Origin of the sequence: Sphingomonas sp. (assembly GCF_041661885.1) — a bacterium.
GTDB lineage: Bacteria > Pseudomonadota > Alphaproteobacteria > Sphingomonadales > Sphingomonadaceae > Sphingomonas.
This window is the reverse complement of record NZ_JBAZTL010000003.1, coordinates 407,467-434,341: the sequence shown is the minus strand read 5'-3', so window position 1 is coordinate 434,341 and position 26,875 is coordinate 407,467. Positions and strand designations below refer to the sequence as shown.

The window sequence follows — 26,875 nt, the reverse complement described above, 5'->3', positions numbered from 1 at the left end:
CTTACCCTGATTGCCTGCGCGTGTTTCATGTCGATCGGCCTCGCCGCGGCTGCTTACGCCTTTGTCCAGCGTCGGCAGCGCGTGCTCGACGCCGCGGTGCCCGATTCCGGCAATCAACGCGCGCACCTGCTGGTCGAGGAATTTGAAGCACATACCAACGGCTGGTTCTGGCAAACCGACGCCGATGGGCAGGTGACCTATCTGTCGGACAAGGTGGCGCGCGATCTTGACCAGCCCGACGCCCCCGCCATTGGGCAAGTCTTGAACAAGCTGTTCCGCATCGATAGCGCCTCGCCCGAGACCGAGCGGACGCTTGCCTTTCACCTCGCCTCGCACACCGCCTTTTCCAATTATTCGGTACGCCCAGCAAACGATGCCACGCGCGATCGCTGGTGGTCGATTTCCGGGCGACCGGTCAGCGATGACAATGGTTGCTTCCTCGGTTTTGTCGGCAGCGGCAGCGATTTGACAGAGCGACGCCGCATCGACGCGGAAATCACCCGGCTTGCCCTGTTCGACGGGCTGACCGGACTGGCCAACCGCCAACGGTTGCGGCTCTCGCTGGAACAGACGCTGAATCAGCCAGGCTCGCTGCCGCGCCCGACCGCGCTTTTCCTGCTCGATCTCGACCGGTTCAAGAGCGTCAACGATACGCTGGGCCACCAGACCGGCGACGCGTTGCTGAAGAAAGTCGCCTTGCGGCTCCAACGCACGATCGGCGAAACCGGGTTGGTCGGGCGGCTGGGCGGCGATGAGTTCAAGGTCATCATCCCCTTCGCGCCCGAACGCGAAGCGCTGGCCGAACTCGCGCGGCGCGTCATCGCCGAACTCTCGCAACCCTATAGCATCAACGGTTCGGCGATCAGCATCGGCTGTTCGATCGGCGTGGCGATCGCGCCAACCGACGGCACCGATGCCGAGACGCTCGTCCGCAATGCCGATCTCGCGCTCTATGCCGCCAAGGGTGACGGGCGCGGTGTCCACCGCTTCTTTCGCAGCGAGTTGCTGATCGGCGCGCAAAGCCGCAAACAGCTTGAGGACGATCTGCGCGAAGCCCTCGCCGCCGACCAGTTCTTCGTCGCATATCAACCCGTCGTCAGCACCCGCACCGGGCGCATTGTCGGCTTCGAGGCGCTGCTGCGCTGGCAACACCCCACGCGCGGGCTGGTCAGCCCGAGTGAATTCATCCCGGTTGCCGAAGAGTGCGGGTTGATCGAAACGATCGGGGAATGGGTGTTGCGCACCGCCTGCATGGAAGCGGCGGAATGGCCGCATGACATCCGTGTCGCGGTCAACGTCTCGCCGATTCAGTTCGCCAATCCCGCATTGTCCACCGTCGTCACCTCGGCGCTCGCGAAATCGGGGATCAAGCCCGACCGGCTCGAACTCGAAATTACCGAAGGCGTATTCGTCGATGAAAGCCCCGCCACCGAACAGATGTTCAAGGCGCTGAAGGGGTGCGGCGTGCGGCTGGCGCTCGACGATTTCGGCACCGGCTATTCCTCGCTTGGCTATTTGCGCAAGGCCCCGTTCGACAAGATCAAGATCGACCAGAGCTTCGTGCGCGGGGCGGCGATCGCGGGCAATCGCAATGCCGCGATCATCAAGGCGATCGTCACGCTGGCCGATACGCTCGGCATGGAAACCACCGCCGAGGGAGTGGAAACGCATGACGAGATCGCGCTGATCGTCGAACTCGGCTGCAGCCACATCCAGGGATATGTCTATGGCAAGCCCGCCTGCGCCGCCGATGTGCGGGAACATCTGGCGCTGGCAGGCGACATCCCCACCGCCAGCGGCTTCCGCACCAGCCGCTCGCCACGGACCTCGCTGTTGCGCAAGGCGCGAATCCGATCGGGCGACGTCGTCGGCGAAGTGCGCATCCGCAACATTTCCGCCAGCGGCGCGATGATCGACGGGATCGATGTCGAAGAGGGTGCGGGCGAAATCAACGTTATGATCGAATTGACGGAAGGCCAGATGATCCCGGCACGATTGTGCTGGGCGGCGGATGGTAAGGTCGGCCTCGAATTTACCGAGGCCTTCAACCTTGAGTGTCTTACCCCCCCGACACCCGCGCTCGCAGCGCGCAAGGCAGGCTGATCGCCCGCCTTGCGCGGCTGGAACGGTGTGGATCGGGGTCAGCCCGCGCTATTTCCCGCGGCAGCGGGAGCCGTCGCCGGCGGCGGGGGTGGCGGCGCGTCATCGCGGTCCGGCTCGCGCCCCTCGGGGCCACGCGGCCCGTGGCGGAAGCCCTCGGGCCCGCCTGGCCCGCCGCGCGGCGGACCCATTGGCCGCAGTGCCGTCACCTTGCCATCGGCTCCGACGAGGAAGGACGCGTGGATCATGCCGTGGCGATAATGGCCCTGCACCGTCACCGTTTGGCCGGGGGCGAGCAAGCCCGTACCATCGCCCTGGCGCCCAATCTCGACCAAGGCACGCCCGCTTGCATCGGCGAGCACGACCATCGGGCCGAACACCTCGGCAACGGTGCCGCGCACGCTGATGACGCCGCCATCGTCGGTCAACGTCTTGATCGCCATCGGTTTGACCGGCGCGAGCTCGATCGTCGGGCCATTCATGCACGCAACCGTCGCCCCGCCGCCGAGCCCGATGGCAAGGAAGGCGGCGGCGATCAACGAGGTGCGCAGCGGCAGCGTACGGCGCGGGGCGCGTTGCTCCAGCGCGCTGAAATCGGGTTGCGGGGCGGGTCCTTCGCTTTGGTCGGTCATTGTGCTTGCTCCTGCTTGGGGTGGTGTTGCGCTTTCTAGCGATGCGCCCCACCACCGCGCTGAACCCGCCGGTTCAGCCTGGGTTTAGCGACTGGGCCTAGCCGCCGGGCAAAGGACACAGATATGCGCATCCTGCTGGTCGAAGACGACACCGCGCTGGCCGAGGGCATCGCCAAAGCGCTGCGCACCGAACATTTCGCGGTCGATATCGCCACCAATGGCGAGGATGGCGCGCATCTTGGCGACACCGGCAGCTATGACGTGGCGGTGCTCGATCTCGGCTTGCCGATCAAATCGGGCATTACCGTGCTCGAGGAATGGCGCGCCGCCGGGCGCGCGCTGCCGGTGCTGATCCTGACCGCGCGCGATGGCTGGTCGGAAAAGGTCGCCGGTTTCCGCGCAGGAGCCGATGACTATCTGACCAAACCCTTCCGCGTCGAGGAACTCGTCATGCGACTGCGCGCGCTGGTGCGCCGCGCGAGTGGCCATGCCGCCGCGCGCATCATCTGCGGACCCGTGACCTTCGATGCGCAGACCGGGCAAGTGGAACGCGATGGTCTGCCACTACGGCTGACCGCGCTCGAATGGCGCGTGCTGTCGACGCTGATGCTGCGCAAGGGCGTGGTGGTCGACCGGCTCGACTTGCTCGACCATGTCTATGAAAGCGATGCCGATCCCGATTCCAACTCGCTCGAGGTGATCGTCGGCCGCCTGCGCAAGAAGATCGGAGCCGAACTGATCGAAACCGTGCGCGGGCGCGGGTATCGGGTGGTGGAGGGATGAGCATTTCCTGTTTCCTGCTGCTTGCTTCCCCGGCGAAGGCCGGGGCCCAGTCGTGGCTGACAAGCCATTGGGCGCAGCGCTCGCCATCAGCCGCCCGCAACGGGGCCCCGGCCTTCGCCGGGGAAGGATAAAGGCTTGGTAATGCGAACCCTCCTCCCCCGCTCGCTCTACGGCCGCTTGCTCGTCACCGCGCTGCTTGCCACGCTCGCCGCGCTCGCCTTTGCCGCGCTCAGCATCGGTGCCGTGCTCGATCGCTTCGTGATGCACGGGCTCGACCAACGGCTCGACGCGCAAATCGCGGTGCTGGCGCAGGCGGTACGGCCGGACGGTTCGGTCGACCGCGCTCGCCTGGTACTGGCCGCGCCCTATGACGACCCGCAAGGCGGCTGGGGCTGGCGGATCGATACGCGGGGCCAGACCATCGCCTCCCCCACCCCGCCCGATCTCGACGCGATGCACCCGCCACCCGGTCCGCGCTTTGACCCGCCCCCCTTTGCCCGTCATCGCGACGATCATGCCCGCGCGCTCGACTGGCGTGATCGGGACGGGCCACGCCACGCACGCAGCCTGACGCTGTCCACGCCCGGCGGCCCCGTGCGCATCACCGCCTCCGCCCCGCGCGCGATCGTCGATCGTCCGCTGCGCGCCGCGATGGTGCCCCTGCTCGCTTCGCTGCTGTTGCTTGGTGGCGCGCTCACCCTCGCCACGCTGGTTCAGCTCCGCATCGGCCTGCGCCCGCTCGCCCGGATGCGCGAAAGCCTCGCCGCGATCCGCAGCGGTGCCGCCACCGCACTGCCCGACACGCAGCCGACCGAGCTCGCCCCGCTTGCCCGCGAGATCAACGCGCTGCTCGCCGAAAATGCCGCCGCGCTCGCCAATGCGCGCGGCCATGTCGCCAACCTCGCGCATGGGTTGAAGACGCCGCTCGCCACGCTCGCGCTCGCACTGCCGCCGCATGACCCCGATGGCGCGCTGCGTGCGCAAGTCGCCCGCATCGATCGCGCGGTCCGCCATCATCTCGGCCGCGCGCGCGCCGCCACGCCGGGCGGGGCGATGCGCGTGGCGACCCCGCTCGCCCCGGTGCTGGCCGATCTTGCCGACGCGCTCGCGCGCATTCATGCCGATCGTCCGGTGAGCGCGGCCCTCGCCATCGACCCGGCATTGAACGTCGCGGTCGATCGGCAGGATCTGGACGAGCTGCTCGGCAATCTGCTCGACAATGGCTGGCGCTGGGCCGCCAGCCGCATCGCCGTCACCGCCGCGCGCACCGTCGATGGCCGATTCGTGCGGCTGAACGTGGAAGACGATGGCGCGGGCATCCCGCCCGACGCGCGCGCCGCCGCGCTGACGGCAGGCCAGCGACTCGACGAACGCGGCGACGGCCACGGCTTCGGCCTGTCGATCGCCAGCGAGCTGGCAACACTCTATGGGGGGACGCTGACGCTCGAATCGGCATCGCTCGGTGGCCTCGCGGCGATCGTTACGCTGCCGATGTCGCCTTCATCCAACGCGTGAAAAAATTGTCACGTTCCCGCTTCGGTCTCTTGCCTTTCGGCAAGGCCAGCTTTGACCGCGCGTCGCGCGATAGGACCGGAGCGGTCCTGCTGCGAACCGACTCAAAATAGCGACGAACGGAGTCGCTAAAGCGTCATTTACCGTCTTGCGTGCTCGCGCGATCCGGCACAATCTGTAGGGGTTGAGTTCGGGGGCGAACCCAAGAGCTGGTAGAACGAAGCCCGCAACCCCATATTGCGGAGACGGTACAACCCGTGTTGCCGACACGGGGGCGGTCTATTTTTGTTCTCGCTGATCGCCCGCGACATGGTAGTATGGGGGTTCGCCCGCCGATTCGAACAGATCGGGAACGCGACCGCCCCGATCGCAGAGTTTTGAACGAGTTGGCAGGGACGCGGCAGATGGATTTTCGGAATACCGGGGAAGCGAGTACGGACATGGCTACCGACGCAATCGAGGCACTGGCGAGCGCTCCAGTCGAAGACACCAGCGGTGCGCAGCGCAAGCTCTCCGCGCGCGGCGATTCCAAGGAAGTGAAGGCGCAGCTTTATCCGGTCGAGGTCGACCATTCGCGCGATGCGCTGCTGACCGATTTCGGCAAGGATACGCTGCGCGACCGCTATCTGCTGCCCGGCGAAAATTTCCAGGATCTGTTCGTCCGCGTCGCCTCGGCTTATGCCGATGATGCGGGGCACGCGCAGCGGCTGTACGGCTATATCTCGCGGCTGTGGTTCATGCCGGCCACGCCCGTGCTCTCCAATGGCGGCACCGGGCGCGGCTTGCCGATCTCGTGCTTCCTCAATTCGGTGCCCGACAGCCTGGGCGGCATCGTCGACACCTGGAACGAGAATGTCTGGCTGGCGTCGCGCGGCGGCGGCATCGGCACCTATTGGGGCAATGTCCGCGGCATTGGCGAGCCGGTCGGCCTGAACGGCAAGACCAGCGGGATCATCCCGTTCGTGCGCGTGATGGATTCGCTGACGCTCGCCATCAGCCAAGGCTCGCTGCGGCGTGGCTCGGCGGCCTGCTATCTCGACGTGTCGCACCCCGAGATCGAGGAATTTCTCGAAATCCGCAAACCCTCGGGCGATTTCAACCGCAAGGCGCTCAACCTGCACCACGGCGTACTGATTACCGACGCCTTTATGGAGGCGGTGCGCAGCGGCAGCGAATGGACGCTCACCAGCCCCAAGGATGGTTCCGCCCGCGCCAAGGTCGATGCGCGCAGCCTGTTCCAGAAGCTGGTCGAGACGCGGCTTGCCACCGGCGAGCCGTACATCGTCTTCGCCGACCATGTGAACAAGGCGATGCCCAAGCATCACCGCGATCTGGGGCTCAAGGTTTCGACCTCGAATTTGTGCAGCGAAATCACGCTGCCGACGGGCAAGGACCATCTTGGGCACGAACGCACCGCCGTGTGCTGCCTGTCCTCGCTCAACCTGGAAACCTGGGACCAGTGGAAGGACGAGAAGGGCTTTATCGAGGACGTGATGCGCTTCCTCGACAATGTGCTGCAGGATTTCATCGACCGCGCCGAGCCGGGCATGGAGCGTGCAGCCTATTCGGCGATGCGCGAGCGTTCGGTCGGGCTCGGCGTGATGGGCTTCCACTCCTTCCTGCAGGCGCGCGGGCTGCCGTTTGAAGGGGCGATGGCCAAGTCGTGGAACCTGCGCATGTTCAAGCACATCAAGGCGCAGGTCGACGAAGCCTCGATGCATCTGGCGACCGAGCGCGGGCCGTGCCCCGACGCCGCCGACATGGGCGTGATGGAGCGTTTTTCGTGCAAGATGGCGATCGCGCCGACCGCGTCGATCAGCATCATCTGCGGCGGCACCAGTGCGTGCATCGAGCCAATCCCGGCCAATATCTATACCCACAAGACGCTGTCGGGCTCGTTCTCGATCAAGAACCCCTATCTCGAAAAGCTGCTCAACGAGAAATCGAAGAACAGCGATGCGGTGTGGAATTCGATCCTCGAACAAGGCGGTTCGGTGCAGCATCTCGATTTCCTCACGCAAGAGGAGAAGGACTGTTTCAAGACCAGCTTCGAGATCGACCAGCGCTGGCTGATCGAACTCCAGGCCGATCGCACGCCGTTCATCGACCAGTCGACCAGCCTCAACCTGTTCATCCCGGCCGATGTCGAGAAGTGGGACCTGCTGATGCTGCACTTCCGCGCGTGGGAATTGGGCATCAAGTCGCTTTACTATCTGCGCTCCAAATCGGTGCAGCGCGCCGGTTTTGCAGGCGGCGTCGAGGCCGACAACACGATCGAAAAACCGCAATATGAATTTGCGACGACCGATTACGATGAATGCCTGGCATGCCAGTGAGGTGTCTCGCGTAAATCCCCCTCACCCTTCCGGCCCTGCGGGCCTCCCTCCCTCTCCCACAAGGGGAGAGGGAAATGAGAGTCCAACTCCCTCTCCCCTTGTGGGAGAGGGAAGGGGCCCGCCCGCAAAGCGGGTGGGAAGGGTGAGGGGGAATGCGGACGGCCTGACTAAGCGCCAGTTGTTGCCCGCGCTCACGCCATTCCGTTCACGCGAACTTCGCCGCAACGCAACCGAGCCCGAAAAGCACATGCGCCGCGCGCTTCGCTCTGCTTTCCCGGAGGCGAAGTTCCGCTTCCAGGTGCCGCTCGGCCCGTATCATACCGATTTCTGTTCGCACGCCGCACGGCTGGTGATCGAGATTGACGGCGCCACCCATGCGCACAGCGCGACCTCGGACGAGGCACGCACGCGCTTCATCGAAGCCGAGGGCTACCGCGTGCTGCGTTTCTGGAACAATGACGTCATGACCAATATCGACGGCGTGATCCAGACGATCGCGGGGCATCTGCCGGAGATGTGCAAAGGGGCCACTCATGCCTGAGCAGCCCCCTCACCCTTCCCACGCCTGCGGCGCGGGCCCAGTTTCGGGGGAACAGCGCCCCGCGCTGTTCAGGTTATGCCGGGGGCATGACCGACCCGAAACTCCTCTCCCACAAGGGGAGAGGGAGTTGGACTTACTTCTCTTCTTCGAACGTCACGGCGACGTCGGCGTTCGCGCTCAGGCGCACCACGCCATTCTCGACATCGGCGACCAGGCCGAGCGAGATGAAGTGATGGTGCCCTTCATGGCTCCCGTGCCCTTCGTTGATCAGCGCGCCCGAATCCTTCTTGCTCAGCTTGATGCGGCCACCCTGGACGTGGTCGACCGTGCCGACATGGACGCCATCGGCGCCGATGACTTCGGCATGTTCCTTAATCTGCGATGCGTCGACCATGTGGGTAGCTCCTTCGTTACGGTTGCGAGTCTCCAACGCGCGTCTGGCGCTTTGGATGCAAGGAGGATTGTATGATCCGGTCATCCCACGCACGCACTTTTTCCGTCCTCACCGCCGCGCTGCTGCTCGCCGCCTGCGCACACCGGGTGGCGAGCGCGGTGCAGCACACGCCCGAGACGCCGGGCTTCCTGCTGGGCGTGTGGCACGGCTTCATCTTCCCCGTCGCCTGGGTGCTGTCGCTGTTCCTGCCCGAGGTTGCGATCTACGCCGTGCCCAACACTGGCGGCTGGTATGATTTCGGCTATTTCATCGGCGTGGTGTTCTTAGGCGTGGGCGCGAACCGCTCACGCACCGTCTATGTCGAGCGGCGGACCCGCCGGTGACCGCATCGATCGCCATCATGTATGCCGTCTCGGCACTGTTCACCGCGATCGGCCTTGCGCTGCTGCTTGCGCTGCTGCGCACCGGCAGCGAGGGCCGCGTCTATGCCTTCCGCATGATCGGCACGATGGGCCTGGCGCTCGGCGCCGCGCTCGCCATGTCGGCGACCGCGATGTGGCGGTGGAGTCTGGCGGCGTGAGTAGCGCAGCGTATCTCGCTTGGTCGGCGCTAGTCGCTGGGCTGTTGGTGACGTTTGGACATATTCTTACGCGCATCATTGGGAGCAGGGTACCGGAAAACCGGCAAGTCCGGCTTGAGCGACGCCTCGCGGCGCGACTCGAGCGCGGAACCGATCGCTATTTCGAGGAAAAGCGTTCGATCGAAAGCGCATTGGCGGAAGCATCGTCAGTGCCGCCAAGTCGACCTAAGCGTTGGTATGACATTGCATTGGCCGCTGCCTTCGTGTTCTTTCTCGGCCTGATAGCCACCAAATGGATCGGGCCACCCTTATTGGGTGCCAAGGTTCCACAGTGGTCGGATCACATCTCTACGATCTGGATGCCATTGTGGGGACTCAGCCTGCTCGTCAGTCCCACCTCAGCCAACCTTGGTAGCCATTTACTCGAGCGTGTCCTCGGCGGCGCAGTAGCGGCAGTCGGCTTGCTCATCGTTGTTTCTGAATTCTATTCGTTTTTTGCAAAGGCGTAACCCCATGTCCCTCACCGAAGCCCGCAAGCAGTATAAGCCGTTCGAATACCCCTGGGCCTTCGAATTCTGGAAGCGTCAACAGCAAGTCCATTGGATGCCCGAGGAGGTGCCGCTGGGCGAGGATTGCCGCGACTGGGCACAGAAGCTCAGCGACCATGAACGCAATTTGCTGACGCAGATCTTCCGCTTCTTCACCCAGGCCGATGTCGAGGTGCAGGATTGCTATCACGAGAAATATGGCCGCATCTTCAAGCCGACCGAAATCAAGATGATGCTCGCGTCGTTTTCGAACATGGAAACGATCCATATCGCAGCCTACAGCCACCTGCTCGACACGATCGGTATGCCCGAGAGCGAATATGGCGCCTTCCTCGAATATAGCGAGATGAAGGACAAGCACGATTATCTGCAGACCTTCGGCGTCGACACCGATGAGGACATCGCCAAGACGCTCGCCATGTTCGGCGGCTTTACCGAGGGGCTGCAGCTCTTCGCCAGCTTCGCCATGCTGATGAACTTCCCGCGCTTCAACAAGATGAAGGGCATGGGGCAAATCGTCACCTGGTCGATCCGCGATGAATCGCTGCATTGCGAGGGCATCATCAAGCTGTTCCACACCTTCACCAAAGAGCGCGATTGCCTGACCAAAGCGGTGCGCAGCGACATTATGGACATGTGCCAGCACACCGTGCGGCTGGAGGACAGCTTCATCGATCTCGCCTTCGAAATGGGGCCGGTCAACGGCATGACGCCCAAGGAGATCAAGAAGTACATCCGCTACATCGCCGATTGGCGGCTGGGGCAATTGGGCATGAAGCCGATTTACATGATCGACGAACACCCCCTGCCCTGGCTTGCGCCGATGCTCAACGGCGTCGAGCACGCCAACTTCTTCGAACAGCGCGCCACCGAATATTCCAAGGCCGCGACGCGCGGCAATTGGAACGAAGTGTGGGACGGCTTCGACAAGCGCCAGAAGGCGAAGGTCGGGACGGGTGCCGCCGTGGCGAATGAGGATGCCGAGGGCGGGGATATGTTCTCGCGCGCTGGCGTGGCGGCGGAGTGACTTAGATGCGGGGTCGGCTCAGTGCCAATCCCGCATCAACCTGCAGACGGCTGGATAACGCTTATCCATGTTGACCAGAACATACGAAGAACATAAGCTTTCGTCAGCCTTTGCCAAGTAAGAGCCACCCAACATGCATTCTATCGAATTTTGCGCCGGTGCCGGCGGCCAAGCCATCGGGTTGGAACAAGCCGGATTTCGGCATGAGGCGCTGGTTGAGATCGAGCGAGATTTCGCCAAAACGCTGGAGCTTAACCGCCCGGGCTGGAACGTGTTTGCCCGCGACATGCAGAAATTTGATGGGCGTCCTTACAAGGGAATCGATCTGTTTGCAGCCGGGCTGCCCTGCCCGCCCTTTTCCGTGGCCGGTAAGCAATTGGGCGATCTGGATGAGCGCAATCTCTTTCCCGCTGCACTGCGCCTGATCGACGAAATACGCCCAAAGGCGGTGATGATCGAAAACGTTCGCGGTTTTCTATCAGCCGTCTTCGATGACTATCGTGCTTTTCTCAAAAGGCAGCTCGATCTGCTAGGGTATCATACGGATTGGCGCTTACTCAACGCATCGGACTTCGGTGTTCCGCAGTTGCGCCCCCGGGTGGTGATCGTCGCGATCCGCAAAGATCTGACCGATCTTTTCGATTGGCCAACGGTGCAGCCGCACAATCCGCCAACAGTCGGGCAAACACTGCGCGACCTTATGGGCGCGAATGGCTGGCGCGGTGCCGCCGCATGGGCCGATCGCGCCAATGAAATCGCACCAACGATCGTAGGCGGATCCAAAAAACATGGTGGCCCGGATCTGGGGCCGACGCGGGCACGCAAGGCGTGGGCATCACTTGGTGTCGAAGGCAAGAGCCTGGCCGAGGCTGCGCCGGAGCCCGATTTCGTCGGGATGCCACGCCTCACCGTACGCATGGTCGCCCGCCTACAGGGCTTTCCCGACAGTTGGCAGTTTTATGGAGGTAAGACAACTTCTTACCGCCAAGTGGGTAATGCTTTCCCCGCGCCTGTAGCGCGCGCAGTTGCGCATAATCTGAAGGTTGCTCTTTCCGTTCAGAAGATTTTCGCTGCTCACGCCGCATGACAGGATTGACGGGATCGACACGCAGGCCACTTGATCCAAGCCACCCGGATTTCACCGAATTGGCGGCGCTGGAGGCAGACTTGCTGCTGGCCGTCGGTGGGCAGGGCTTGCTTGAGGAGAAGCTGAGAAGCTTCTTTCGCTCAGCAATTGACGAGGTGATCGACACTGCGCGTAGCGGACGTTTCTTCTTCTCGGATCTCGAAAAAACCGAAAAGACCTATCTCGGCACCAAGTTTGAAATCCTGCTCAGGGATTGGCTACAAGTGCCGCGCGGCCTGCGACTGGATTTGCTAATTGGCGGCCGCGAAGTCGATGTGAAATCGACTACGATCGGTCACGGCTGGATGATTCCACCCGAGGCTATCGATCAGTTCTGCATCCTGCTGCGCGTCAACGAGCAGGATGCCAAATGCGCGGTCGGCCTGGTGTGCGCTCGCGTCGACTATCTCAGCGTCGGCGATAATCGCGATGCCAAAAAAACCATCACCGCAGCCAACCGCGCTCATATCTGGTGGTTGGTTCAAGATTTTGCTTACACGCGCAATTTCTGGTCGGTTGTCTCAGCCGAGGACCGCAACGAGATCATGGCGTTGAAAGGCGGCACCCAGCGACTGGCAGTGTTGTTCGAACGTTATCAGGAAATCGCCATTTCACGGGTTCAGATTGCCGCTGTTGCACAGCAAGACGACTTCATGAAGCGCATTCGTCGCAATGGCGGTGCCCGTGACATCCTCGCACCCAAGGGCATTGCGATTTTATATTCGGAAACCGATCGAGCCTTGATGCACCAACTGGGCTTGCAATTCGGGTTTCGCGAGTTCCTGTCGGTCCGGGCTAAATCCGATGATGACTATCATGCGCTGAAAGCGGCGGGCCATATCGATTAGCCAACCTATCTCCTACACACCGCCCCTGCTCTATGTCGGCCCGGCTCTTTAACACAGCCGGTCTGCCACCCTTACCCCCTTGATCGCCGTCGTAACTTTCGGAAAAGCCCGCTCACCCCATAACCGCGCTTACCCCAAACTTTCCCCTAACCTTCCCCGCGCCGAGCCCGTCCGCGCAGCCACGACAGCACGAACGGCCGTAACCCCGGCGTGGTGCCATTGGGGGTCTTGATGTCGATGTCCTGCCGGTTGAACTGGCGGTACAGCATCACGCTCAGCACCGCCGCATAGAAGCACCACACCGAGGCGAAGGCATAGCCCTTCACCAGATGCACGATCGTCAACCCGATCACGTTGAGTGCGCCATAGCTGCGCACCACGCGGTGCGACGACAGCAGCAGCGCGCCGCACGTCGCCAGAATGTAGAGCAAAGACACCCACAATTGGCTGGTGATCGGGTTGCTGTAGCGGATCGAATGCTGCTCGATCACCGCGCACGTCGGCGCGACGACGAGGCCCGCCATGTCCCACGCGAACACCACGGCGCCGACCGCAACCATGCCCAGAATGGCGATGCGCCGCCACCCCGGCGGCTCCAGCAGCAGCACCGCGACCGGCATCAGCAGCGGCAGGATGCCGATCGCATAGAGCGTGAACAGGAACACGGCATGATCGATCGCATAAGGCCCCAACCGCCCCTCCAGCGCGAGCCAGACCATGCCTTCGGAAAACTGGTGCGCGGCGAACAGCAACGGCACGCAGGCGAACACCAGCGCGCGGGGCTCGCGCACATGGCGCAGCGTCGCCACCCCGATCGTCGCCAGCACCCCCGCAGCGGTAAAGCTGGCGGTCGCGGAAAAGCACATGCGCGGGTCCTTCAAGAACGGAGCGAGCCACCGGTGTGGCGGGGATCGCGGCGCATGGCCAGCGGGATGTTCGGGCGCCGGCGGGTGCGGCAGCGCGCGCCCGGCTTCCCTAACCCGTTCCTCTCCATATCGGTTCGTGCCGAGGAGCAATCGAGTCGCCCCAACGCGCCCTCGCTACGGCTTCGCCTACTCGGTCGCTACTCTGGACGAACGGTGGGGGTAAGGGGAGCTCATATTCTTCCCATCCCCCAACCCTCAGGCCCGCGCGCCTTCAATCACCACGCCGCCCGAATTGTGGCGCAGCGCCTTCAGCACCGTCTCGACGATCGCATCGGCGTCGAGCCCGGCCTGGGCATATTGCACTTCGGGCTTGTCCTGATCCTGGAAAATGTCGGGCAAGCGCATCGTGCGCAGCTTGAGCCCTGCGTCGATCAGCCCTGCGTCGCTGGCGAAGGTCAGCACATGCGCGCCGAGTCCGCCGACCGAGGCTTCCTCGATCGTCACCGCCACTTCATGCGTGGTCAGCAGCTTGCGGATCAAATCCTCGTCGAGCGGCTTGGCGAAGCGCAGATCGGCGACGGTGGTCGACAGGCCCTTGGCCTCCAGCGCCTCGGCCGCGCGCAATGCCTCGCCCAGCCGCGTGCCGAGCGAGAGGATCGCGACCTTGTGCCCCTGGCGCACGATGCGGCCCTTGCCGATCTCTAGCCGTTCGGCCACCTCGGGCAGTGCCACGCCGGTGCCGTTGCCGCGCGGATAGCGCAGCGCGATCGGGCCGCTGTCGTGCAACACGGCGGTGTGCGTCATGTGGACCAGTTCGGCTTCGTCGGCCGGGGCCATCACCACCATATTGGGCAGCGACGCCATATAGGTCACGTCGAACGACCCGGCATGGGTCGCGCCATCGGCCCCGACCAGCCCGGCACGATCGATCGCAAAGCGCACCGGCAGGTTCTGGATGCACACGTCATGCACAACCTGGTCATAAGCGCGCTGCAGGAAGGTCGAATAGATCGCGCAAAACGGCCGCATCCCCTGCGCGGCGAGGCCGGCGGCGAAGGTAACCGCGTGCTGCTCGGCAATGCCGACGTCGAAGAAGCGTTCCGGGTGCGCCTTGGAGAAGCCATCGAGCCCGGTGCCCGAGGGCATTGCCGCGGTAATCGCACAGATCAGCGGATCGTTCTCGGCTTCCTTGCTCAGTTGGGCTCCGAACACATTCTGATATTGCGGCGGCCCCGGCGGGGCTTTCGCCTGCGTGCCGGTGATGACGTCGAATTTCTGGACGCCGTGATATTTGTCCGCCGCGGCCTCTGCGGGGGCATAGCCCTTGCCCTTCTTGGTCACGACATGGACGAGGATCGGCCCTTCTTCGGCATCACGGACATTTTCGAGCACGGGGATGAGCTGGTCGAGATTGTGTCCGTCGATCGGGCCGACATAATACAGGCCCAGTTCCTCGAACAGCGTGCCGCCCATCGCCATGCCGCGCGCGAATTCCTCGGTCTTGCGCATCCCGTCGGCGATCGGCTTGGGCAGCCGCTTGGCCAGCTTGCGCGCGAGATCGCGCAGGCCGAGAAATTCGCGGCTCGACACGATACGGCTGAGATAGGCCGACAGCCCGCCGACCGGCGGCGCGATCGACATGTCATTGTCGTTGAGGATCACGACCAGCCGATTGCCCGCCTGCGCCGCATTGTTCATCGCCTCATAGGCCATGCCCGCCGACATCGCGCCGTCGCCGATGACCGCAATGCCCTTGCCGGGCCTGCCCGCAATCTTGTTGGCAACCGCAAAGCCGAGCGAAGCCGAAATCGAGGTCGAGCTGTGCGCCGCGCCGAACGGATCATATTCGCTCTCGCTGCGCTTGGTGAAGCCCGACAACCCACCGCCGGTGCGCAGCGTGCGGATACGATCGCGACGACCGGTCAGGATCTTGTGCGGGTAGCATTGGTGGCCAACGTCCCACACGAGTCGATCGTTGGGCGTGTCGAACACATAGTGAATCGCAACCGTCAGCTCGACCACGCCGAGCCCGGAACCGAGATGACCACCGGTCACGCCGACCGCCGCAATCGTCTCCTGGCGGAGTTCGTCGGCGAGCTGGCGAAGCTGGGTGGGAGCAAGCGCCCGGAGATCGGCGGGATAATGAACCGTATCGAGCAACGGCGTTTGGAGAGCATCAACCATCCGCCCTGTTTAGCGTCGAGGCCGGTTCGTGTCGATTGCCTGGATCGCGCCGCGCAAATTCTTGACGAGCGGTGCATCCGCGCATCACAGTGCGCCCATGCCACACCTCACCCATCGCCTTGCGACCGAAGCCGATATTCCGGCAATTCGCGCGGTGATGGACCGCGCGATCGAAGCGCTGCAGACCGCGTTTTTGACCCCGGCGCAGGTTGCGGCAAGCCGAGTCAGCATGGGGTTGGACACGCAGTTGATCGCCGATCGTACCTATTTCGTCGTCGCCGACGGCGACGCGATCGCGGGGTGCGGTGGCTGGAGTTACCGCGCGACGCTTTATGGCGGCGATGCCAGTGCAATCCGGCGCGATGCCCGTATGCTCGACCCCGCAACCGAGCCTGCGCGGATTCGCGCGATGTATACCGACCCAGACTTTATCCGGCGCGGCATTGGCCGGATGGTGCTGGCCTTATGCGAAGAAGCCGCCCGCACCGCCGGGTTCCACCGGCTGGAAATGATGGCGACGCTGGGCGGTGAACCGCTCTACCGCGCGTGCGGCTACCGCGAAATCGAGCGCGTGCCTGCGATGGCGGACACCGATCCGCCGGTGCCGGGGGTACGGATGGGCAAGGATTTGGCCTGACGGTGCCGGGTGAACCCCGACTTTATACCGAAAGTCGCGTGACCGCGCCTAATCGCAATCCGCGCATTTGCCGCGCACTTCAATAACCGGGCGCACCGGCGAAAAACCGGCGGCTTCGGCGGCGGAGCGCACGCCATTGGTGATCCGGTCATCATCGAGATGCACCGTCTGCCCGCAACTGTCACACACCAGGAAGATGCAGTCGTGCAAGCAGCCGGGATGCGCATTGGCGACATAGGCGTTGGAGCTTTCCACCCGCCGCGCCAGATTCTTGCCGACGAACAAATCGAGGATGCGGTACACGCTGTTGGCGGCAATGCGTCGCCCTTCGGCCTTGGAGACCGCCTCGGCAATGTCATAAGCGGAGGCCGGTTTGTCGAACCCGGCAAGCGCGCGAAAGATGTTGGCGCGCATCGCGGTCCACTGCTCGCCCGAACGCTCGAGCGTCGCCTGTGCCGCGACGGCAAGGTCCGCGCCTTGTGGTTCGGTGTGTTGATGCGTTGACATGCCGATCAGATAAGCCTTGTCGACCCAAGCCGCAACGGCACGACTCAGACGGTCAGTTGGCGGCGCGCCGGTTCAAATCATGGCCGAGCGCAAGAATGGCAACGCCGATCAGCGTCCACACCGTCTCCATGCCCGATCCGTCATGCGGCAGCGAAATCGCGCCCGCCATCGTGCCGAGCCCGGCTGAGCCCACCACCGCCGGCATCATATAGCCGTGCGTAAAGATGCCACGCCCCAGCGCCACCACGCCAAAGCCGATTGCAATCGTCAGTCCAGCCTCATGGAACAAGGGATTGAGCAGCAGCCCGCCCGCCGTCGAAGCCAGCGCAATGAACACCGAGCTCGCAATGCAATGCACGACGCACAGCCCCGACAGGCCGATCGCCATATTGTCGAATCGCTGTTCGATCCACCGCATCGCGGGAGAGAGGGTCAGAGTCGTCATTCTGCTGTGCCATGTGGCACGTCATCCGCAAAGTTACAACATATCATCGCCAGGTTTTTTGTCGGGGATATTTTGAAGGAGCACCATTCCACAATCGACGCGCGGATGACGGGCGCGTAAGGCAGGCTTATGCTTCAAGCGTCCTCGCCCCCGTCACAAGTCCGCCCGCGCACCTTGTCCCACTGGTTGTTTGGTGTCGCGGCGCTCGTCGTCGCGATGGTGGTGATCGGGGGCATTACCCGCCTCACCGAATCCGGGCTTTCGATCACGCAGTGGAAGCCGATTAGCGGCGTAATCCCGCCGCTCACCACCGCGCAGTGGCAGGCGGAGTTCGATAATTACAAGAAAATCCCGGAATATCAGCAACTCAATCGCGGTATGTCGATGGCCGGCTTCCAGGCGATCTTCTTCTGGGAATATCTGCATCGCTTGCTCGGGCGCGTGGTCGGGGCGGCGTATTTGCTGCCGCTGCTGTGGTTCTGGGCGCGCGGTCGCGTGCCGCGCGGGTATGTGCCGCGCTTGTTCGCGCTGGTCGCGCTGGTTTGCTTCCAGGGGGCGATCGGCTGGTGGATGGTGTCGTCCGGCCTCGTTAAGCGTACCGACGTCAGCCATGTCCGCCTGGCGGTCCATCTCGTTACCGCGCTCACCCTGCTCGCCGGAACGATATGGACCGCGCTCGATCTGCGCACTTTGGCGCAAGACGGCCACGCCCGGCCTGCGCGCTTGCGACTGGTCGCGGTAACCGCGCTTGGTCTGCTGTTTGGGCAGATCCTGTTCGGGGCGTTCACCGCCGGGCTCGACGCCGGTTATGCCTTTTCGAGCTGGCCCTTGATGGGTGACGAAATTTTCCCCGCCGCGACGCCGCTGACCGATCCGCTGTGGCGTAATGCCGTGGACAATCCGGTGGTGGTGCAGTTCATCCACCGCTGGTTCGCCTTCGTGGCGGCGGCGGGGCTTGTTCTGCTCGCGCTTCGGGCGAAGCGTGCGGGGGCGCCGCGCGCCGCAGCGGTGTTGATTGGGCTGATGACATGTCAGATCCTGCTCGGAATCGCCACGTTGCTGAGTGGTGTCGAAATCGTCGTCGCGGTCGCGCACCAGGCGAATGCCGCGCTCACCTTGATCGCGGCGACCGCCACCGCCCATGCCGTAGGCCATCGTTCCGCGTGATGCGCTGGCTGTGGATGCTGCCGCTAACGCTGTTGGCGAGCGCGGCCCATGCGGCATTCCATCCGATTCAGGATCGCCCCTACCGCTACGAATCAGCCGAAACCCGCACGGTTGACGGCATTGAGCGACGCTTTCATTCGACCCGCACGGTGGTGTTCCACCAAACCGACCACGGGTTCACCGCTACCGTTACGCTCGAGTCCGGTGGTCCGCAAAATGCCGCCGACGTGGCGCGTATGTTTACAACCGCGACCGACGCGCTGCTCAACCGCCCGTTGCGCTTTACGCTTGGGGTCGATGGATCGATCGAGGGCGTGGAGGATGCCGACGCCGCCGTCGCCCAAATCGCCACCGCGATCGAGCAGATGGCGATCGGCATCCACCGTCCGGGTGTCTCCACCGCGCTCGCCGCGCCGCTGCGGGCCATGCCGCCCGAACGGAAGGTGGCGATGCTGGCCTCGATCGTTTCCCCACTGCTCGCGGGTCGCCTGACCGACCGTGCACCGGGGCAAGTCGCGGTGACCCTTCCCAGCCGCCCGCCTCTCGCACCGGCGATGGCCCTGTCCGGCACCGAGACCGTGCGCCGTGCCGCAAATGGCCAGATCACCATTGAAACAGAGGCCGCGGGCAACGTCGACGCGACCCCGCTGGCCAACGCCCCCGGGCAAATTGCTGCACGCGCCGTCTCCACTCCCTCCGTCACAACCCGCTCCACCCGCACGTTCGATACGGCGTCGGGCCTGCTGGTCGAGAGCAACGATGTCAGTGACGTGATCGTGTCCGACGGCCATACCGTCCACCGCACGCGGATCGTTACCGCCATTACCGTCATACCGCCCCGCTGACTGTTATGCGGTATTCAGATACCCGTCAGCAAACCCGCCCATTGCTTGACTTTTGTACGCCTTCGCAGCAATAGGCCGCTCATCGGTGCCGTCCCTCGGGGCGGCACCTGTCGTTTTACACCCGTTCATACATAAAGGTCACAAGCCCCATGAAGGCGCTGATGAAGACCACCAAGCCGGCGTTGCCGCATGAGGTGGAAAAAAAGTGGCTGATCATCGATGCCGATGGTCTGGTCGTTGGCCGCATGGCCTCGATCGTCGCCAATATCCTGCGCGGCAAGCACAAGCCAAGCTTCACCCCGCACGTCGATTGTGGTGACAATGTCATCATCATCAACGCGGACAAGGTCAAGTTCACTGGCAACAAGCTGAAGGACAAGGTCTATTACAAGCACACCGGCTATGCCGGCGGCATCAAGGGCATCACCGCGGGCAAGGTGCTCGAAGGTCGTTTCCCCGAGCGCGTGATTGAAAAGGCGATCGAGCGGATGATCCCGCGCGGCCCGCTTGGCCGTCAGCAGTTGCGCAACCTGCGCGTCTTCGCCGGCACCGAGCATCCGCATGAGGCGCAGAACCCCGAAGTCCTCGACATCGGCAGCATGAACCGCAAGAACAAGGTGGGCAACTAATGTCCGACAACCGCCAGTCCCTCGCCGATCTCGCCGGCCTGACCAACACCCCTGCCCCCGTCGTTCCGGCCGAATCGGCTGCGTCCGACCGCAAGGCCGAAGACTATCTGGCCGGCCACATTGCCGAGCCCGCTGCTCCGACGATGCCGCTGCGCGAGCAGATCCTCGACAAGCAGGGCCGCGCTTATGCAACCGGTCGCCGCAAGGACGCTGTTGCCCGCGTGTGGATCAAGCCCGGTTCGGGCAAGATCACCATCAACGGTCGTGACCAGGAAGTGTATTTCGCACGTCCGACGCTGCGTCTCGTCATCAACCAGCCGTTCGGCGTGACCGAGCGCGAAGGTGCCTATGACGTCGTCTGCACCGTCAAGGGCGGTGGCCTTTCGGGCCAGGCCGGCGCGGTCAAGCATGGCATCAGCCAGGCGCTGACCAAGTTCGAGCCGATCCTGCGCGCCCCCGTCAAGGCGGCTGGCTTCCTGACCCGCGACAGCCGCACGGTCGAGCGCAAGAAGTACGGGCGCGCCAAGGCACGTCGCAGCTTCCAGTTCTCGAAGCGCTAAGTCCTTATTGTACCCAGTCGCGAAGGGGTGGTCCGGCAACGGGCCGCCCTTTTTCGTTGGAGCGAAACCGGCTAGGTTTTGGCAATGTCCAACGCCGCCCTCTTCGCCGATCCTGTCGCCGCGCGGATTACCGCTTTCCTGGCGGAGATCGGCATCCCGGTCATCGCCAGTTCCGTTCCCGAGGACTCGCTGTTACCCGCGATGACGGTGGTGCGTGGAAAGTTGCTGGTTGACGCGGTGCGGCTCCGCTATCCGGGCGACCTGCTCCACGAGGCAGGCCATATCGCGGTGACCGATCCGGCACTGCGCGATACGCTCGATGCAATTCCGAGCGATGCCGGTGAGGAAATTGCCGCAATCTGCTGGTCCTATGCCGCTGCCTGCGCGATCGATCTCGATCCAGCGATCGTATTTCATGACGACGGCTATCGTGGCGCGGGTGCGTGGCTCGCGGAGAGTTTCGCGGGCGGCCACTATATCGGCCTGCCATTATTGGCGTGGTATGGCCTGACGACGACCGAAACCTATCCGGCAATGACGCGCTGGCTCCGGTGAAGCAACCGGGCGCGGCGATGACCACCGCGCCCGGCCTCCCTCACATCTTGTACGACAGCCGCAAATAGCCGAATTGGCCGGGTACGTCGTAGGTGGTCGGATCATAATTCGGCCCGGTGCAGCTACTGCAAGCAGGCGGATTCACGTTGAACACATTGTTGACGCCCACCGTCATCGAAACGCGGTTCGACAGGACCGGCGGTGAGAAGGACACTTGGATGTCGCTATAGAAGCGGCTGTTCAGCTTGTTGCCATTCCCTTCGACCACGCTGTCGATATACCGACCGGTGAATGACGCCGCGAGGCCGTGATACTGCCAATCCAGCACGCCTGTCCCCTTGAAGCGCGGATAGGACTGATCGGGGAAACCACGGGTCGTACCGCGATAGTCCGTCGTGGTGAAGCCGGTCGCCGCCGGGAAGGTCTCGGTATATTTCAGCAGGAAATTGCCGCTGAGCGAGAGCCCGAACACGCCAGCCGTGGTGCGCGGCGTGCGGTAATTGGCGGTAACGTCGATGCCCTTGGTCTTGATGCTGCCGATATTCTGCAACTGCGCGTTGATCCGCGACACCCGGCCGCTTTGCGACCGTATGACCGCAGCGCAGCTTAGCGCATCCGCGGTTTGGGCGCATCGAGTCAACGTTAGCTGTGCATCAACCGGAGCGATCGCGTTCGAAACTTGAATGTCATAATAATTGACCTCAAGATTGAGCGCGCTCGCAAAGCTGCTCGAACGTGCCCAAGCCGGTGAATAGACGCCGCCGAACAGCCATGTCCGCGAGGTTTCCGGTTTCAGCGCGGTATTGCCCCCGGTCAACACGCCAATCTGGCCACCGTTCGGTTCCTGATAACTGCCATTGGCGGGAACCCCGGTGGCGATGCAGTTCGCCCGCACCGTCGCCGAGGTCTGGAAAGGCGATCCGGCGACGTTGGTGCAGGGATCGTCGATCGGCGCATCCGCCCGCGATTGCGCGCCGAACAGCTCGCCGATGCTCGGTGCGCGGAACCCCTGCGCATAGGACCCACGCAGCAACAGGTCGGAAACCGGCTTCCACAGGCCGCTGCCGGTGAAGGTGGTGTTGCCGCCGCTGGTCGAATAATCGGCGTGGCGAACCGCACCATCGAGTTCGAGCGACTGAATGAACGGCGTATTGTGGATCAACGGCACCCGCAATTCGCCATAAACTTCGTCGGAATTGTAGCTGCCATGCGCGGGTTGCGCGGGAATATCCGCGCCCAATCCTGCGGCGATCACCGGATCGGGAGCGAAGTCGCCGACTTGATAGCGATGCTCATAGCCGACCGCGATCCCGACCGGACCCGCAGGCAAATCGAACACATTACCGCTCAAATTGGCGGTATAGTCGTTCACGCTTTGCGAGCTGCGGTCCTTTTCGGTGAAGCCGACAAAGGCGAGCATCGCCGGGGTGATGCTCCCTGCGCCGCCGAAGATGTTGAACGGCACGCACGCGCCCGTGCAATTGGCGACCGGGCCCAACGCCTGCGCCAGCCTTGCCGCATTGATATTGCCGGTAAAGGTCTGCTTGGCATCGTTGAACCCGAATACGGCGTTCACATCCCAGTAGAATTTATGGCTGCCGACATTGAACGAACCATCGAGCGTGCCCGTTACCGACAGCGTGTCGACGTGCTGCGTATAGGTGCGCTGCCCGGCTTCGATCAGGCGGCGACGGATGGTCGAGTAATTGGCCGGCGGATTGCCCGCACCGCCCGCAGACAGCGTGACGCCGAACGGGTTATAGGGGTTGGTCGCATCGATCGAGATCGTGTCGAGCAAATTGCCATTTCCGGCATCGGGGCCGATGAACAGCGGCAGGAACGCCGCCTGGTTCTGCGAATTGCGCCGCGTGTAATTCGCCTTCACGCGCAGATTGACGGTGGAGCTAAGCTCCTGCTTTGCGCTGACGAAGAAGCCATAACGCTCCGATGGCGTCAGGAAATAGTTATAGGGCGAGAAATTGAAGCGATCCGCCGTAGTGAACAAACGATAGTCGCTGTTCGCCCCGGTGGGGTCAGCCGCCGAGAAACGTGGCCGCCCGGTCACCGGGTTCTTTACGGTCAGCGTCGGCAGCCCAAGCACCGAGTAAAAGCCGTTGAGCGTCGCGCTGCTGCACCCGCCGACCGGATCGGTGCAGCTCGTTTGGCCAGGGTTGGGATATTGCGAAATGGAGCGGTTGCGCGTGCTGACGGCTTCCTGCTTCACATAGCTGCCGCCGAACACGATGCTCGTCGTCGGCGCCTGAATGCCGTAGCTGATGTTATAGTCTTGCGTGTGCCCGTCGCCCTGGCGGAAGGTGCCGAACTGCGCGGTCGCCTGCAGCCCCTTCTGCTTCACCTTGGTGATGACGTTGACGACACCCGCGAGTGCATCCGACCCATAAAGCGGGGACTGGCCTGACTGCAGCACTTCGATCCGGTCAATCGAGCTGAGCGCGATGGTGTTGAGGTCGACCGTCGAGGGAATCCCGCTGGCCGATGCGCCGTTGACGAAGCGCAAGCCGTCCACCAGCACCAGTGTGCGCTTGGCGGTCAGATAGCGCAGATCGATTTCCGCCGACCCCGCGCCGACGCCGCCGCCGTCGGGCGGGTTACCGATATTGCCGCTATTGTTGACCTTGCTGTTCAACCCGCCGCTCGCGCTCGGCAAGCGCTGCAAGACGTCGGCGAGCGAGGACAGGCCGGTACGCGCGAGCGACGCCTGGTCGACGGTTACCACCGGCGAATCCTGATCGAGCGGGTCGCGTCGAATACGTGATCCGGTAACGATGATGTCCCCGCCGCTTTCCGCCGCCGCAGGTGCGCTCGGTTCAGCGGTTTGCGCCTGCGCCATGCCGAAATCGCAAAACGCCAGCGCCGCCACCGCAACCGTACAGCGAAGATACATTTTCATAATCGGTCTTCCCCTTTTACCCTGTGGTAAAAGCTGATCGACCCGGGCTGTCATGGCAATGTCATGCAACGATCAATTATTGCATCGCAGCAAAAATTGTCGAACTTGTTGCATTTTTACAACGAAAATGCCGTCAAAGCAGCAACAAACAATCCGCAAACTCGTTTCAAAAGCAACGTGTTGTCGCCTCAGGGCTCCTTGCGATCAAGCGCCGCGACCGTTCCGGTTGCCATTGGCTGATCCTTCATCGCCACCGCAACGCGTTCCGCCCCCTCCATCACCCGCAGCACATTGCCGCCAGCGAGCTTGGCAAGATCGGCATCGCTCCACCCCCGCCGCGCCAGTTCGGCCAGCAGCGCCGGATAGGTTTCGACACCGGAAAGGCCCTGCGGCAACTCACCAAGGCCGTCGAAATCGGAGCCAATCCCGACATGATCCACGCCTGCCACCTTGGCGATATGGTCGATGTGATCGGCAACCTGGCTAAGCGTCACCACCGGCTTGGGATGCGCCTGTTCCCAGGCGGCCAGCGCGGCCTTGGCCTTGTCGGGCTGGCCGATATACAGCCCGCCAAAGGGCGGCGCGTTATAGCTGGCAATCTCGCCATTGCGCGCGGCTTCCCAGCGGCGCCGCTCCTCGGAGACGTAGCTCGGTGCGAAATTGACCATCACCACCCCGCCATTGGCCGCGACCAGCTTGAGCACCGCATCGGACACGTTGCGCGGATGGTCACACAAAGCGCGCGCGCTCGAATGCGAAAAGATCACCGGCGCCTTGCTCACCCGCAACGCATCGCGCATCGCCGCCTCGCTGACATGGCTGAGATCGACCAGCATTCCCAGACGGTTGAGCTCGGTCACCACCGCCTCGCCGAATTTGGTCAGGCCGCCATGCTGGGGGTCGTCGGTGGCCGAATCCGCCCAGGCGATCGTCCGCGAATGCGTGAGCGTCAGATAGGACGCGCCGAGCCGACGATAGGCACGCAACACCGCGAAGCTGCTGTCGATTTGCCCGCCGCCCTCGACGCCGAGCATCGACGCGATCCGCCCCTGGCGATGGATCCGCCGTACATCGGCGGCAGTGACGGCAGGTTCGAACACGCTCGGATACCGCTGGAAGATTTGCTGCATCAGACCAATCTGATTGAGCGTCGCCTCGACCTGTTCGGGGCCCGGTAGATTTGCCGGGACATAGACCGACCAGAACTGCCCGCCGACCCCACCCTGGCGCAGCCGCGTGATGTCGGTATTGAATTTCGCAGGATCGAGCTTGGTGAGGTCGAGCGTCCAGCGTGCCTCCCCCACGCGCCCGACCAGGGTTTCGGCCCAGTCATTGTGCCCATCGATCAGCGGTGACGCCTTCAGCACGCGCGCGACACGGGCATCCACATCGGATGGCGCCGCGCTGACCGGAACAGCCGCGAGGAGGAAGAGCGGGGCGAGCAAAAGGGCTGGTTTCATGACGCCAGCATATCGATGCTGCGCGGCGCGACAAGTCGGCAGCTATTCGGCCCGTTCGCGCAGCAAGGGGACGGCGGGGGCGAGGTCCATCGTGCGCTGAAGCACATCGAACCGGCCATCCGCGATGCGAATCTCATTGAACGAGGGTGGCGTAATGCGGATACGTTCGGACAAGGTGCCCGCCCCGATCATCCGCATCGTCCGCCCCTCAATCTCGTGCGCGATATCGAACGGGTCGTGGACATGGCCGGTCAGCACGGCATCGGCACCCGCCCGCGCCAGCGCAACCAGCGCCTGCGCGCCATTGTGGGTGCGCGCCGACATCCGCGTCTCGGGCTCCGCCAAAGGATGATGGCACGCGATGAAGATCAGCCGCCCTGCGGGCACCGCCGCAACCAACGCCAACGCCTGCTCCAGCGCGGTGCGACTAACCTTGCCCTTCGACCAGTTGAGCCGCCACTGCGCACGCACTGTCGTCACCAGCGGGATGATCGCAATGCCCGGCAAATCGAGCGGTTGCTCGACGATGCGCTCCACCGCCGCCATCCGCCGATAGGGCCGGAAGAAGCGGTCGATCGGATTGAAGTACGGCAAATCATGATTGCCGACTTCGACCGTTACCGGCACGCCAAGCCCCTGCAACCAGGCGAGCCCCGCCGCGAACTCCCGTCGCCGCGCGCGCATGGTCAAGTCACCGGTCATCACCACCGCATCGGGCTTTTCGGCCTTTACCAGCGCATCGAACCACGCGACCGCCGCCGCATCCTCACGCCCGAAATGAACATCGCTGACATGGAACAGCCGCGTCATGCAGTGGCCCTGGTCGTAATAAAGATCCCGCGCATCATGCCGACGCTGACTGTGGAGCCGGGTTCGAGCATGATCGGCTCGCCATCAACCAGCGCCAACGCGGGTTTGTCGCCGCAGGTGCGGAACGCCCGGACATGGCAATGCGTCACCTCGCCCGAGGCAACCCAATCCCCCGTCACCCATTCCCAACCGAGCCGTGCGATCGCCCGGAAATCACGCGCATCGATCGCCGCTATGTCGAGATGGTCCGCTTCCGGTCGGACGAACACCGCCTGCGCGCCATGCTTTAGCGCGGGCACACCCTCCAGGCGGATGCCACGACCGAAAGTCCGCTGCCAGGCATGTTTCATCGCCCGGCCGAGGCCACGCAACCGCCCCGCGCGGACCATTTCGCGCGCCCGCACCCATGTGGCGGCGGGCCCGAGGATCAAGCCGACAAGTGCGCGTTGTCCCGCGACATCGACATAAGGCAGACCCGTCATCCGCCCGTGCTCGACCGCCGCTGCGACGATCGCCGCCGGGTCGGTGGCCCCGTGCAGATGCTTTGCCAGCATGTTCATCGTGCCGCCGGGCAAGATCAGGATCGCACCGCGCCATTCGGCCAGCGCACATACGGCAGCGTTGATAGTGCCGTCCCCGGCAAACAGCACGGCGGTATCGACCCCCGCTGCCTCCAGCGATTGCGGCGTTGGCAATGCATCGTCGGGAAAGGCCGTGCGTCCGGCCAGAACCAGTCCGCGATCGGCGAACAGCGTGGCCAGAGCCTCGGCCTTGGCCGGGGTGGCCGTGCCCGATTTGGGATTTGTAATGAACCAAAGTGTCTTCATGGCGTGGCCAACGCACAGCGCGGGCAAAGGTGGCGCGCCATCGGC

Annotated in this window: 27 protein-coding genes; 17 read left to right on the top strand and 10 right to left on the bottom strand. The window is 63.6% G+C overall.

Features of this window, described 5'->3' with window-relative positions:
* Positions 1-27 precede the first annotated feature (27 nt).
* Positions 28-2,103, top strand: coding sequence for an EAL domain-containing protein (locus WC704_RS08500; protein WP_372889479.1), 2,076 nt, complete (start codon positions 28-30; stop codon positions 2,101-2,103).
* 38 nt (positions 2,104-2,141) lie between these two features.
* Here WC704_RS08500 and WC704_RS08495 read toward each other — a convergent pair whose 3' ends face one another.
* Positions 2,142-2,732, bottom strand: a complete 591-nt coding sequence (locus WC704_RS08495; RefSeq protein WP_372889478.1) for a hypothetical protein — start codon at positions 2,730-2,732, stop codon at positions 2,142-2,144.
* Positions 2,733-2,855: 123 nt separating this feature from the next.
* Here WC704_RS08495 and WC704_RS08490 point away from each other — a divergent pair, with 123 nt between their 5' ends.
* From WC704_RS08490 to WC704_RS08475, 4 genes are all read left to right on the top strand, one after another.
* The gene (locus tag WC704_RS08490; RefSeq protein WP_372889477.1) at positions 2,856-3,515 is read left to right on the top strand and encodes a response regulator; all 660 of its coding nucleotides are present in this window, start codon (positions 2,856-2,858) and stop codon (positions 3,513-3,515) included.
* Positions 3,516-3,656: 141 nt separating this feature from the next.
* The gene (locus WC704_RS08485) at positions 3,657-5,030 is read left to right on the top strand and encodes a sensor histidine kinase (protein ID WP_372889476.1); all 1,374 of its coding nucleotides are present in this window, start codon (positions 3,657-3,659) and stop codon (positions 5,028-5,030) included.
* Between the two features lie 401 nt (positions 5,031-5,431).
* On the top strand, positions 5,432-7,363 hold the full coding sequence (locus WC704_RS08480; RefSeq protein WP_372889475.1) for a ribonucleoside-diphosphate reductase subunit alpha: 1,932 nt from the start codon (positions 5,432-5,434) through the stop codon (positions 7,361-7,363).
* A 133-nt stretch (positions 7,364-7,496) separates the two neighbouring features.
* The gene (locus tag WC704_RS08475; protein WP_372889474.1) at positions 7,497-7,904 is read left to right on the top strand and encodes an endonuclease domain-containing protein; all 408 of its coding nucleotides are present in this window, start codon (positions 7,497-7,499) and stop codon (positions 7,902-7,904) included.
* A 133-nt stretch (positions 7,905-8,037) separates the two neighbouring features.
* Here WC704_RS08475 and WC704_RS08470 read toward each other — a convergent pair whose 3' ends face one another.
* On the bottom strand, positions 8,038-8,298 hold the full coding sequence (locus tag WC704_RS08470) for a DUF2171 domain-containing protein (RefSeq protein WP_372889473.1): 261 nt from the start codon (positions 8,296-8,298) through the stop codon (positions 8,038-8,040).
* A 71-nt stretch (positions 8,299-8,369) separates the two neighbouring features.
* Between WC704_RS08470 and WC704_RS08465 the strand changes: the two genes are divergently transcribed.
* The 6 genes from WC704_RS08465 to WC704_RS08440 all read left to right on the top strand — a co-directional run bounded on the left by WC704_RS08465 (position 8,370) and on the right by WC704_RS08440 (position 12,427).
* Complete coding sequence (locus tag WC704_RS08465) at positions 8,370-8,681, top strand: hypothetical protein (RefSeq protein ID WP_372889472.1); 312 nt, start codon at positions 8,370-8,372, stop codon at positions 8,679-8,681.
* Positions 8,678-8,878 (top strand): hypothetical protein, encoded by a 201-nt coding sequence (locus tag WC704_RS08460; protein WP_372889471.1) that lies wholly within the window; start codon positions 8,678-8,680, stop codon positions 8,876-8,878. The genes WC704_RS08465 and WC704_RS08460 overlap by 4 nt, the downstream gene beginning before the upstream one ends.
* Positions 8,875-9,387 carry a hypothetical protein gene (locus WC704_RS08455; RefSeq protein WP_372889470.1) on the top strand — a complete coding sequence of 171 codons (513 nt, stop codon included), beginning with the start codon at positions 8,875-8,877 and terminating at the stop codon, positions 9,385-9,387. The genes WC704_RS08460 and WC704_RS08455 overlap by 4 nt, the downstream gene beginning before the upstream one ends.
* Positions 9,388-9,391: 4 nt before the next feature.
* Positions 9,392-10,453 (top strand): ribonucleotide-diphosphate reductase subunit beta, encoded by a 1,062-nt coding sequence (locus WC704_RS08450; RefSeq protein WP_372889469.1) that lies wholly within the window; start codon positions 9,392-9,394, stop codon positions 10,451-10,453.
* A gap of 133 nt (positions 10,454-10,586) precedes the next feature.
* Positions 10,587-11,540 (top strand): DNA cytosine methyltransferase, encoded by a 954-nt coding sequence (locus WC704_RS08445; protein ID WP_372889468.1) that lies wholly within the window; start codon positions 10,587-10,589, stop codon positions 11,538-11,540.
* An 80-nt stretch (positions 11,541-11,620) separates the two neighbouring features.
* A complete protein-coding gene (locus WC704_RS08440) occupies positions 11,621-12,427 on the top strand; it encodes a NaeI family type II restriction endonuclease (RefSeq protein ID WP_372889467.1) in 807 nt (268 codons plus the stop codon).
* A 146-nt stretch (positions 12,428-12,573) separates the two neighbouring features.
* On the opposite strand, the gene WC704_RS08435 is transcribed toward WC704_RS08440, so the two are convergent.
* Positions 12,574-13,293 (bottom strand): DUF6629 family protein, encoded by a 720-nt coding sequence (locus WC704_RS08435; RefSeq protein ID WP_372889466.1) that lies wholly within the window; start codon positions 13,291-13,293, stop codon positions 12,574-12,576.
* A 255-nt stretch (positions 13,294-13,548) separates the two neighbouring features.
* Entirely contained in the window at positions 13,549-15,477 is a 1,929-nt protein-coding gene (dxs, locus tag WC704_RS08430) for a 1-deoxy-D-xylulose-5-phosphate synthase (protein WP_372889465.1), read from the bottom strand.
* Positions 15,478-15,574: 97 nt separating this feature from the next.
* Here dxs and WC704_RS08425 point away from each other — a divergent pair, with 97 nt between their 5' ends.
* Entirely contained in the window at positions 15,575-16,114 is a 540-nt protein-coding gene (locus WC704_RS08425) for a GNAT family N-acetyltransferase (RefSeq protein WP_372889464.1), read from the top strand.
* A gap of 48 nt (positions 16,115-16,162) precedes the next feature.
* Here the strand turns inward: WC704_RS08425 and WC704_RS08420 are convergent, their stop codons facing one another.
* Entirely contained in the window at positions 16,163-16,621 is a 459-nt protein-coding gene (locus WC704_RS08420; RefSeq protein ID WP_372889463.1) for a Fur family transcriptional regulator, read from the bottom strand.
* A gap of 52 nt (positions 16,622-16,673) precedes the next feature.
* Positions 16,674-17,066 (bottom strand): MerC domain-containing protein, encoded by a 393-nt coding sequence (locus tag WC704_RS08415; RefSeq protein ID WP_372889462.1) that lies wholly within the window; start codon positions 17,064-17,066, stop codon positions 16,674-16,676.
* A 129-nt stretch (positions 17,067-17,195) separates the two neighbouring features.
* On the opposite strand from WC704_RS08415, the gene WC704_RS08410 reads away from it, so the two are divergent.
* The 5 genes from WC704_RS08410 (at position 17,196) to WC704_RS08390 (ending at position 20,822) form a co-directional block, all read left to right on the top strand.
* Positions 17,196-18,233: a COX15/CtaA family protein gene (locus tag WC704_RS08410; RefSeq protein WP_372889461.1), complete on the top strand. Its 1,038-nt coding sequence runs from the start codon at positions 17,196-17,198 to the stop codon at positions 18,231-18,233.
* Positions 18,230-19,078: a hypothetical protein gene (locus WC704_RS08405; RefSeq protein ID WP_372889460.1), complete on the top strand. Its 849-nt coding sequence runs from the start codon at positions 18,230-18,232 to the stop codon at positions 19,076-19,078. Before WC704_RS08410 ends, WC704_RS08405 begins: the two co-directional genes overlap by 4 nt.
* A gap of 149 nt (positions 19,079-19,227) precedes the next feature.
* Complete coding sequence (gene rplM, locus WC704_RS08400; protein ID WP_052192118.1) at positions 19,228-19,707, top strand: 50S ribosomal protein L13; 480 nt, start codon at positions 19,228-19,230, stop codon at positions 19,705-19,707.
* A complete protein-coding gene (gene rpsI / locus WC704_RS08395; RefSeq protein ID WP_372889459.1) occupies positions 19,707-20,267 on the top strand; it encodes a 30S ribosomal protein S9 in 561 nt (186 codons plus the stop codon). Before rplM ends, rpsI begins: the two co-directional genes overlap by 1 nt.
* An 84-nt stretch (positions 20,268-20,351) precedes the next feature.
* Entirely contained in the window at positions 20,352-20,822 is a 471-nt protein-coding gene (locus WC704_RS08390) for a hypothetical protein (RefSeq protein ID WP_372889458.1), read from the top strand.
* A 40-nt stretch (positions 20,823-20,862) separates the two neighbouring features.
* On the opposite strand, the gene WC704_RS08385 is transcribed toward WC704_RS08390, so the two are convergent.
* The 4 genes from WC704_RS08385 to WC704_RS08370 all read right to left on the bottom strand — a co-directional run bounded on the left by WC704_RS08385 (position 20,863) and on the right by WC704_RS08370 (position 26,830).
* Complete coding sequence (locus WC704_RS08385) at positions 20,863-23,733, bottom strand: TonB-dependent receptor plug domain-containing protein (protein WP_372889457.1); 2,871 nt, start codon at positions 23,731-23,733, stop codon at positions 20,863-20,865.
* 188 nt (positions 23,734-23,921) lie between these two features.
* A complete protein-coding gene (locus WC704_RS08380; RefSeq protein WP_372889456.1) occupies positions 23,922-25,193 on the bottom strand; it encodes a dipeptidase in 1,272 nt (423 codons plus the stop codon).
* A gap of 42 nt (positions 25,194-25,235) precedes the next feature.
* Complete coding sequence (locus tag WC704_RS08375) at positions 25,236-26,003, bottom strand: metallophosphoesterase (protein WP_372889455.1); 768 nt, start codon at positions 26,001-26,003, stop codon at positions 25,236-25,238.
* Positions 26,000-26,830, bottom strand: a complete 831-nt coding sequence (locus WC704_RS08370) for a diacylglycerol kinase family protein (protein ID WP_372889454.1) — start codon at positions 26,828-26,830, stop codon at positions 26,000-26,002. The genes WC704_RS08375 and WC704_RS08370 overlap by 4 nt, the downstream gene beginning before the upstream one ends.
* Positions 26,831-26,875: the final 45 nt, after the last annotated feature.

What these genes read in the sequence shown, in the direction of transcription:
- WC704_RS08500 (WP_372889479.1), top strand. Translation starts at nt 28, where the DNA reads ATGTCGATCGGCCTCGCCGCGGCTGCTTACGCCTTTGTCCAGCGTCGG.
- WC704_RS08490 (WP_372889477.1), top strand. Translation starts at nt 2,856, where the DNA reads ATGCGCATCCTGCTGGTCGAAGACGACACCGCGCTGGCCGAGGGCATC.
- WC704_RS08445 (WP_372889468.1), top strand. Translation starts at nt 10,587, where the DNA reads ATGCATTCTATCGAATTTTGCGCCGGTGCCGGCGGCCAAGCCATCGGG.
- WC704_RS08390 (WP_372889458.1), top strand. Translation starts at nt 20,352, where the DNA reads ATGTCCAACGCCGCCCTCTTCGCCGATCCTGTCGCCGCGCGGATTACC.
- dxs (WP_372889465.1), bottom strand. Translation starts at nt 15,477, where the DNA reads ATGGTTGATGCTCTCCAAACGCCGTTGCTCGATACGGTTCATTATCCC.
- WC704_RS08385 (WP_372889457.1), bottom strand. Translation starts at nt 23,733, where the DNA reads ATGAAAATGTATCTTCGCTGTACGGTTGCGGTGGCGGCGCTGGCGTTT.
- WC704_RS08495 (WP_372889478.1), bottom strand. Translation starts at nt 2,732, where the DNA reads ATGACCGACCAAAGCGAAGGACCCGCCCCGCAACCCGATTTCAGCGCG.
- WC704_RS08380 (WP_372889456.1), bottom strand. Translation starts at nt 25,193, where the DNA reads ATGAAACCAGCCCTTTTGCTCGCCCCGCTCTTCCTCCTCGCGGCTGTT.
- WC704_RS08480 (WP_372889475.1), top strand. Translation starts at nt 5,432, where the DNA reads ATGGATTTTCGGAATACCGGGGAAGCGAGTACGGACATGGCTACCGAC.
- WC704_RS08415 (WP_372889462.1), bottom strand. Translation starts at nt 17,066, where the DNA reads ATGACGACTCTGACCCTCTCTCCCGCGATGCGGTGGATCGAACAGCGA.
- WC704_RS08485 (WP_372889476.1), top strand. Translation starts at nt 3,657, where the DNA reads ATGCGAACCCTCCTCCCCCGCTCGCTCTACGGCCGCTTGCTCGTCACC.
- rpsI (WP_372889459.1), top strand. Translation starts at nt 19,707, where the DNA reads ATGTCCGACAACCGCCAGTCCCTCGCCGATCTCGCCGGCCTGACCAAC.
- WC704_RS08370 (WP_372889454.1), bottom strand. Translation starts at nt 26,830, where the DNA reads ATGAAGACACTTTGGTTCATTACAAATCCCAAATCGGGCACGGCCACC.
- WC704_RS08465 (WP_372889472.1), top strand. Translation starts at nt 8,370, where the DNA reads ATGATCCGGTCATCCCACGCACGCACTTTTTCCGTCCTCACCGCCGCG.
- rplM (WP_052192118.1), top strand. Translation starts at nt 19,228, where the DNA reads ATGAAGGCGCTGATGAAGACCACCAAGCCGGCGTTGCCGCATGAGGTG.
- WC704_RS08450 (WP_372889469.1), top strand. Translation starts at nt 9,392, where the DNA reads ATGTCCCTCACCGAAGCCCGCAAGCAGTATAAGCCGTTCGAATACCCC.
- WC704_RS08425 (WP_372889464.1), top strand. Translation starts at nt 15,575, where the DNA reads ATGCCACACCTCACCCATCGCCTTGCGACCGAAGCCGATATTCCGGCA.
- WC704_RS08435 (WP_372889466.1), bottom strand. Translation starts at nt 13,293, where the DNA reads ATGTGCTTTTCCGCGACCGCCAGCTTTACCGCTGCGGGGGTGCTGGCG.
- WC704_RS08470 (WP_372889473.1), bottom strand. Translation starts at nt 8,298, where the DNA reads ATGGTCGACGCATCGCAGATTAAGGAACATGCCGAAGTCATCGGCGCC.
- WC704_RS08420 (WP_372889463.1), bottom strand. Translation starts at nt 16,621, where the DNA reads ATGTCAACGCATCAACACACCGAACCACAAGGCGCGGACCTTGCCGTC.
- WC704_RS08375 (WP_372889455.1), bottom strand. Translation starts at nt 26,003, where the DNA reads ATGACGCGGCTGTTCCATGTCAGCGATGTTCATTTCGGGCGTGAGGAT.
- WC704_RS08410 (WP_372889461.1), top strand. Translation starts at nt 17,196, where the DNA reads ATGCTTCAAGCGTCCTCGCCCCCGTCACAAGTCCGCCCGCGCACCTTG.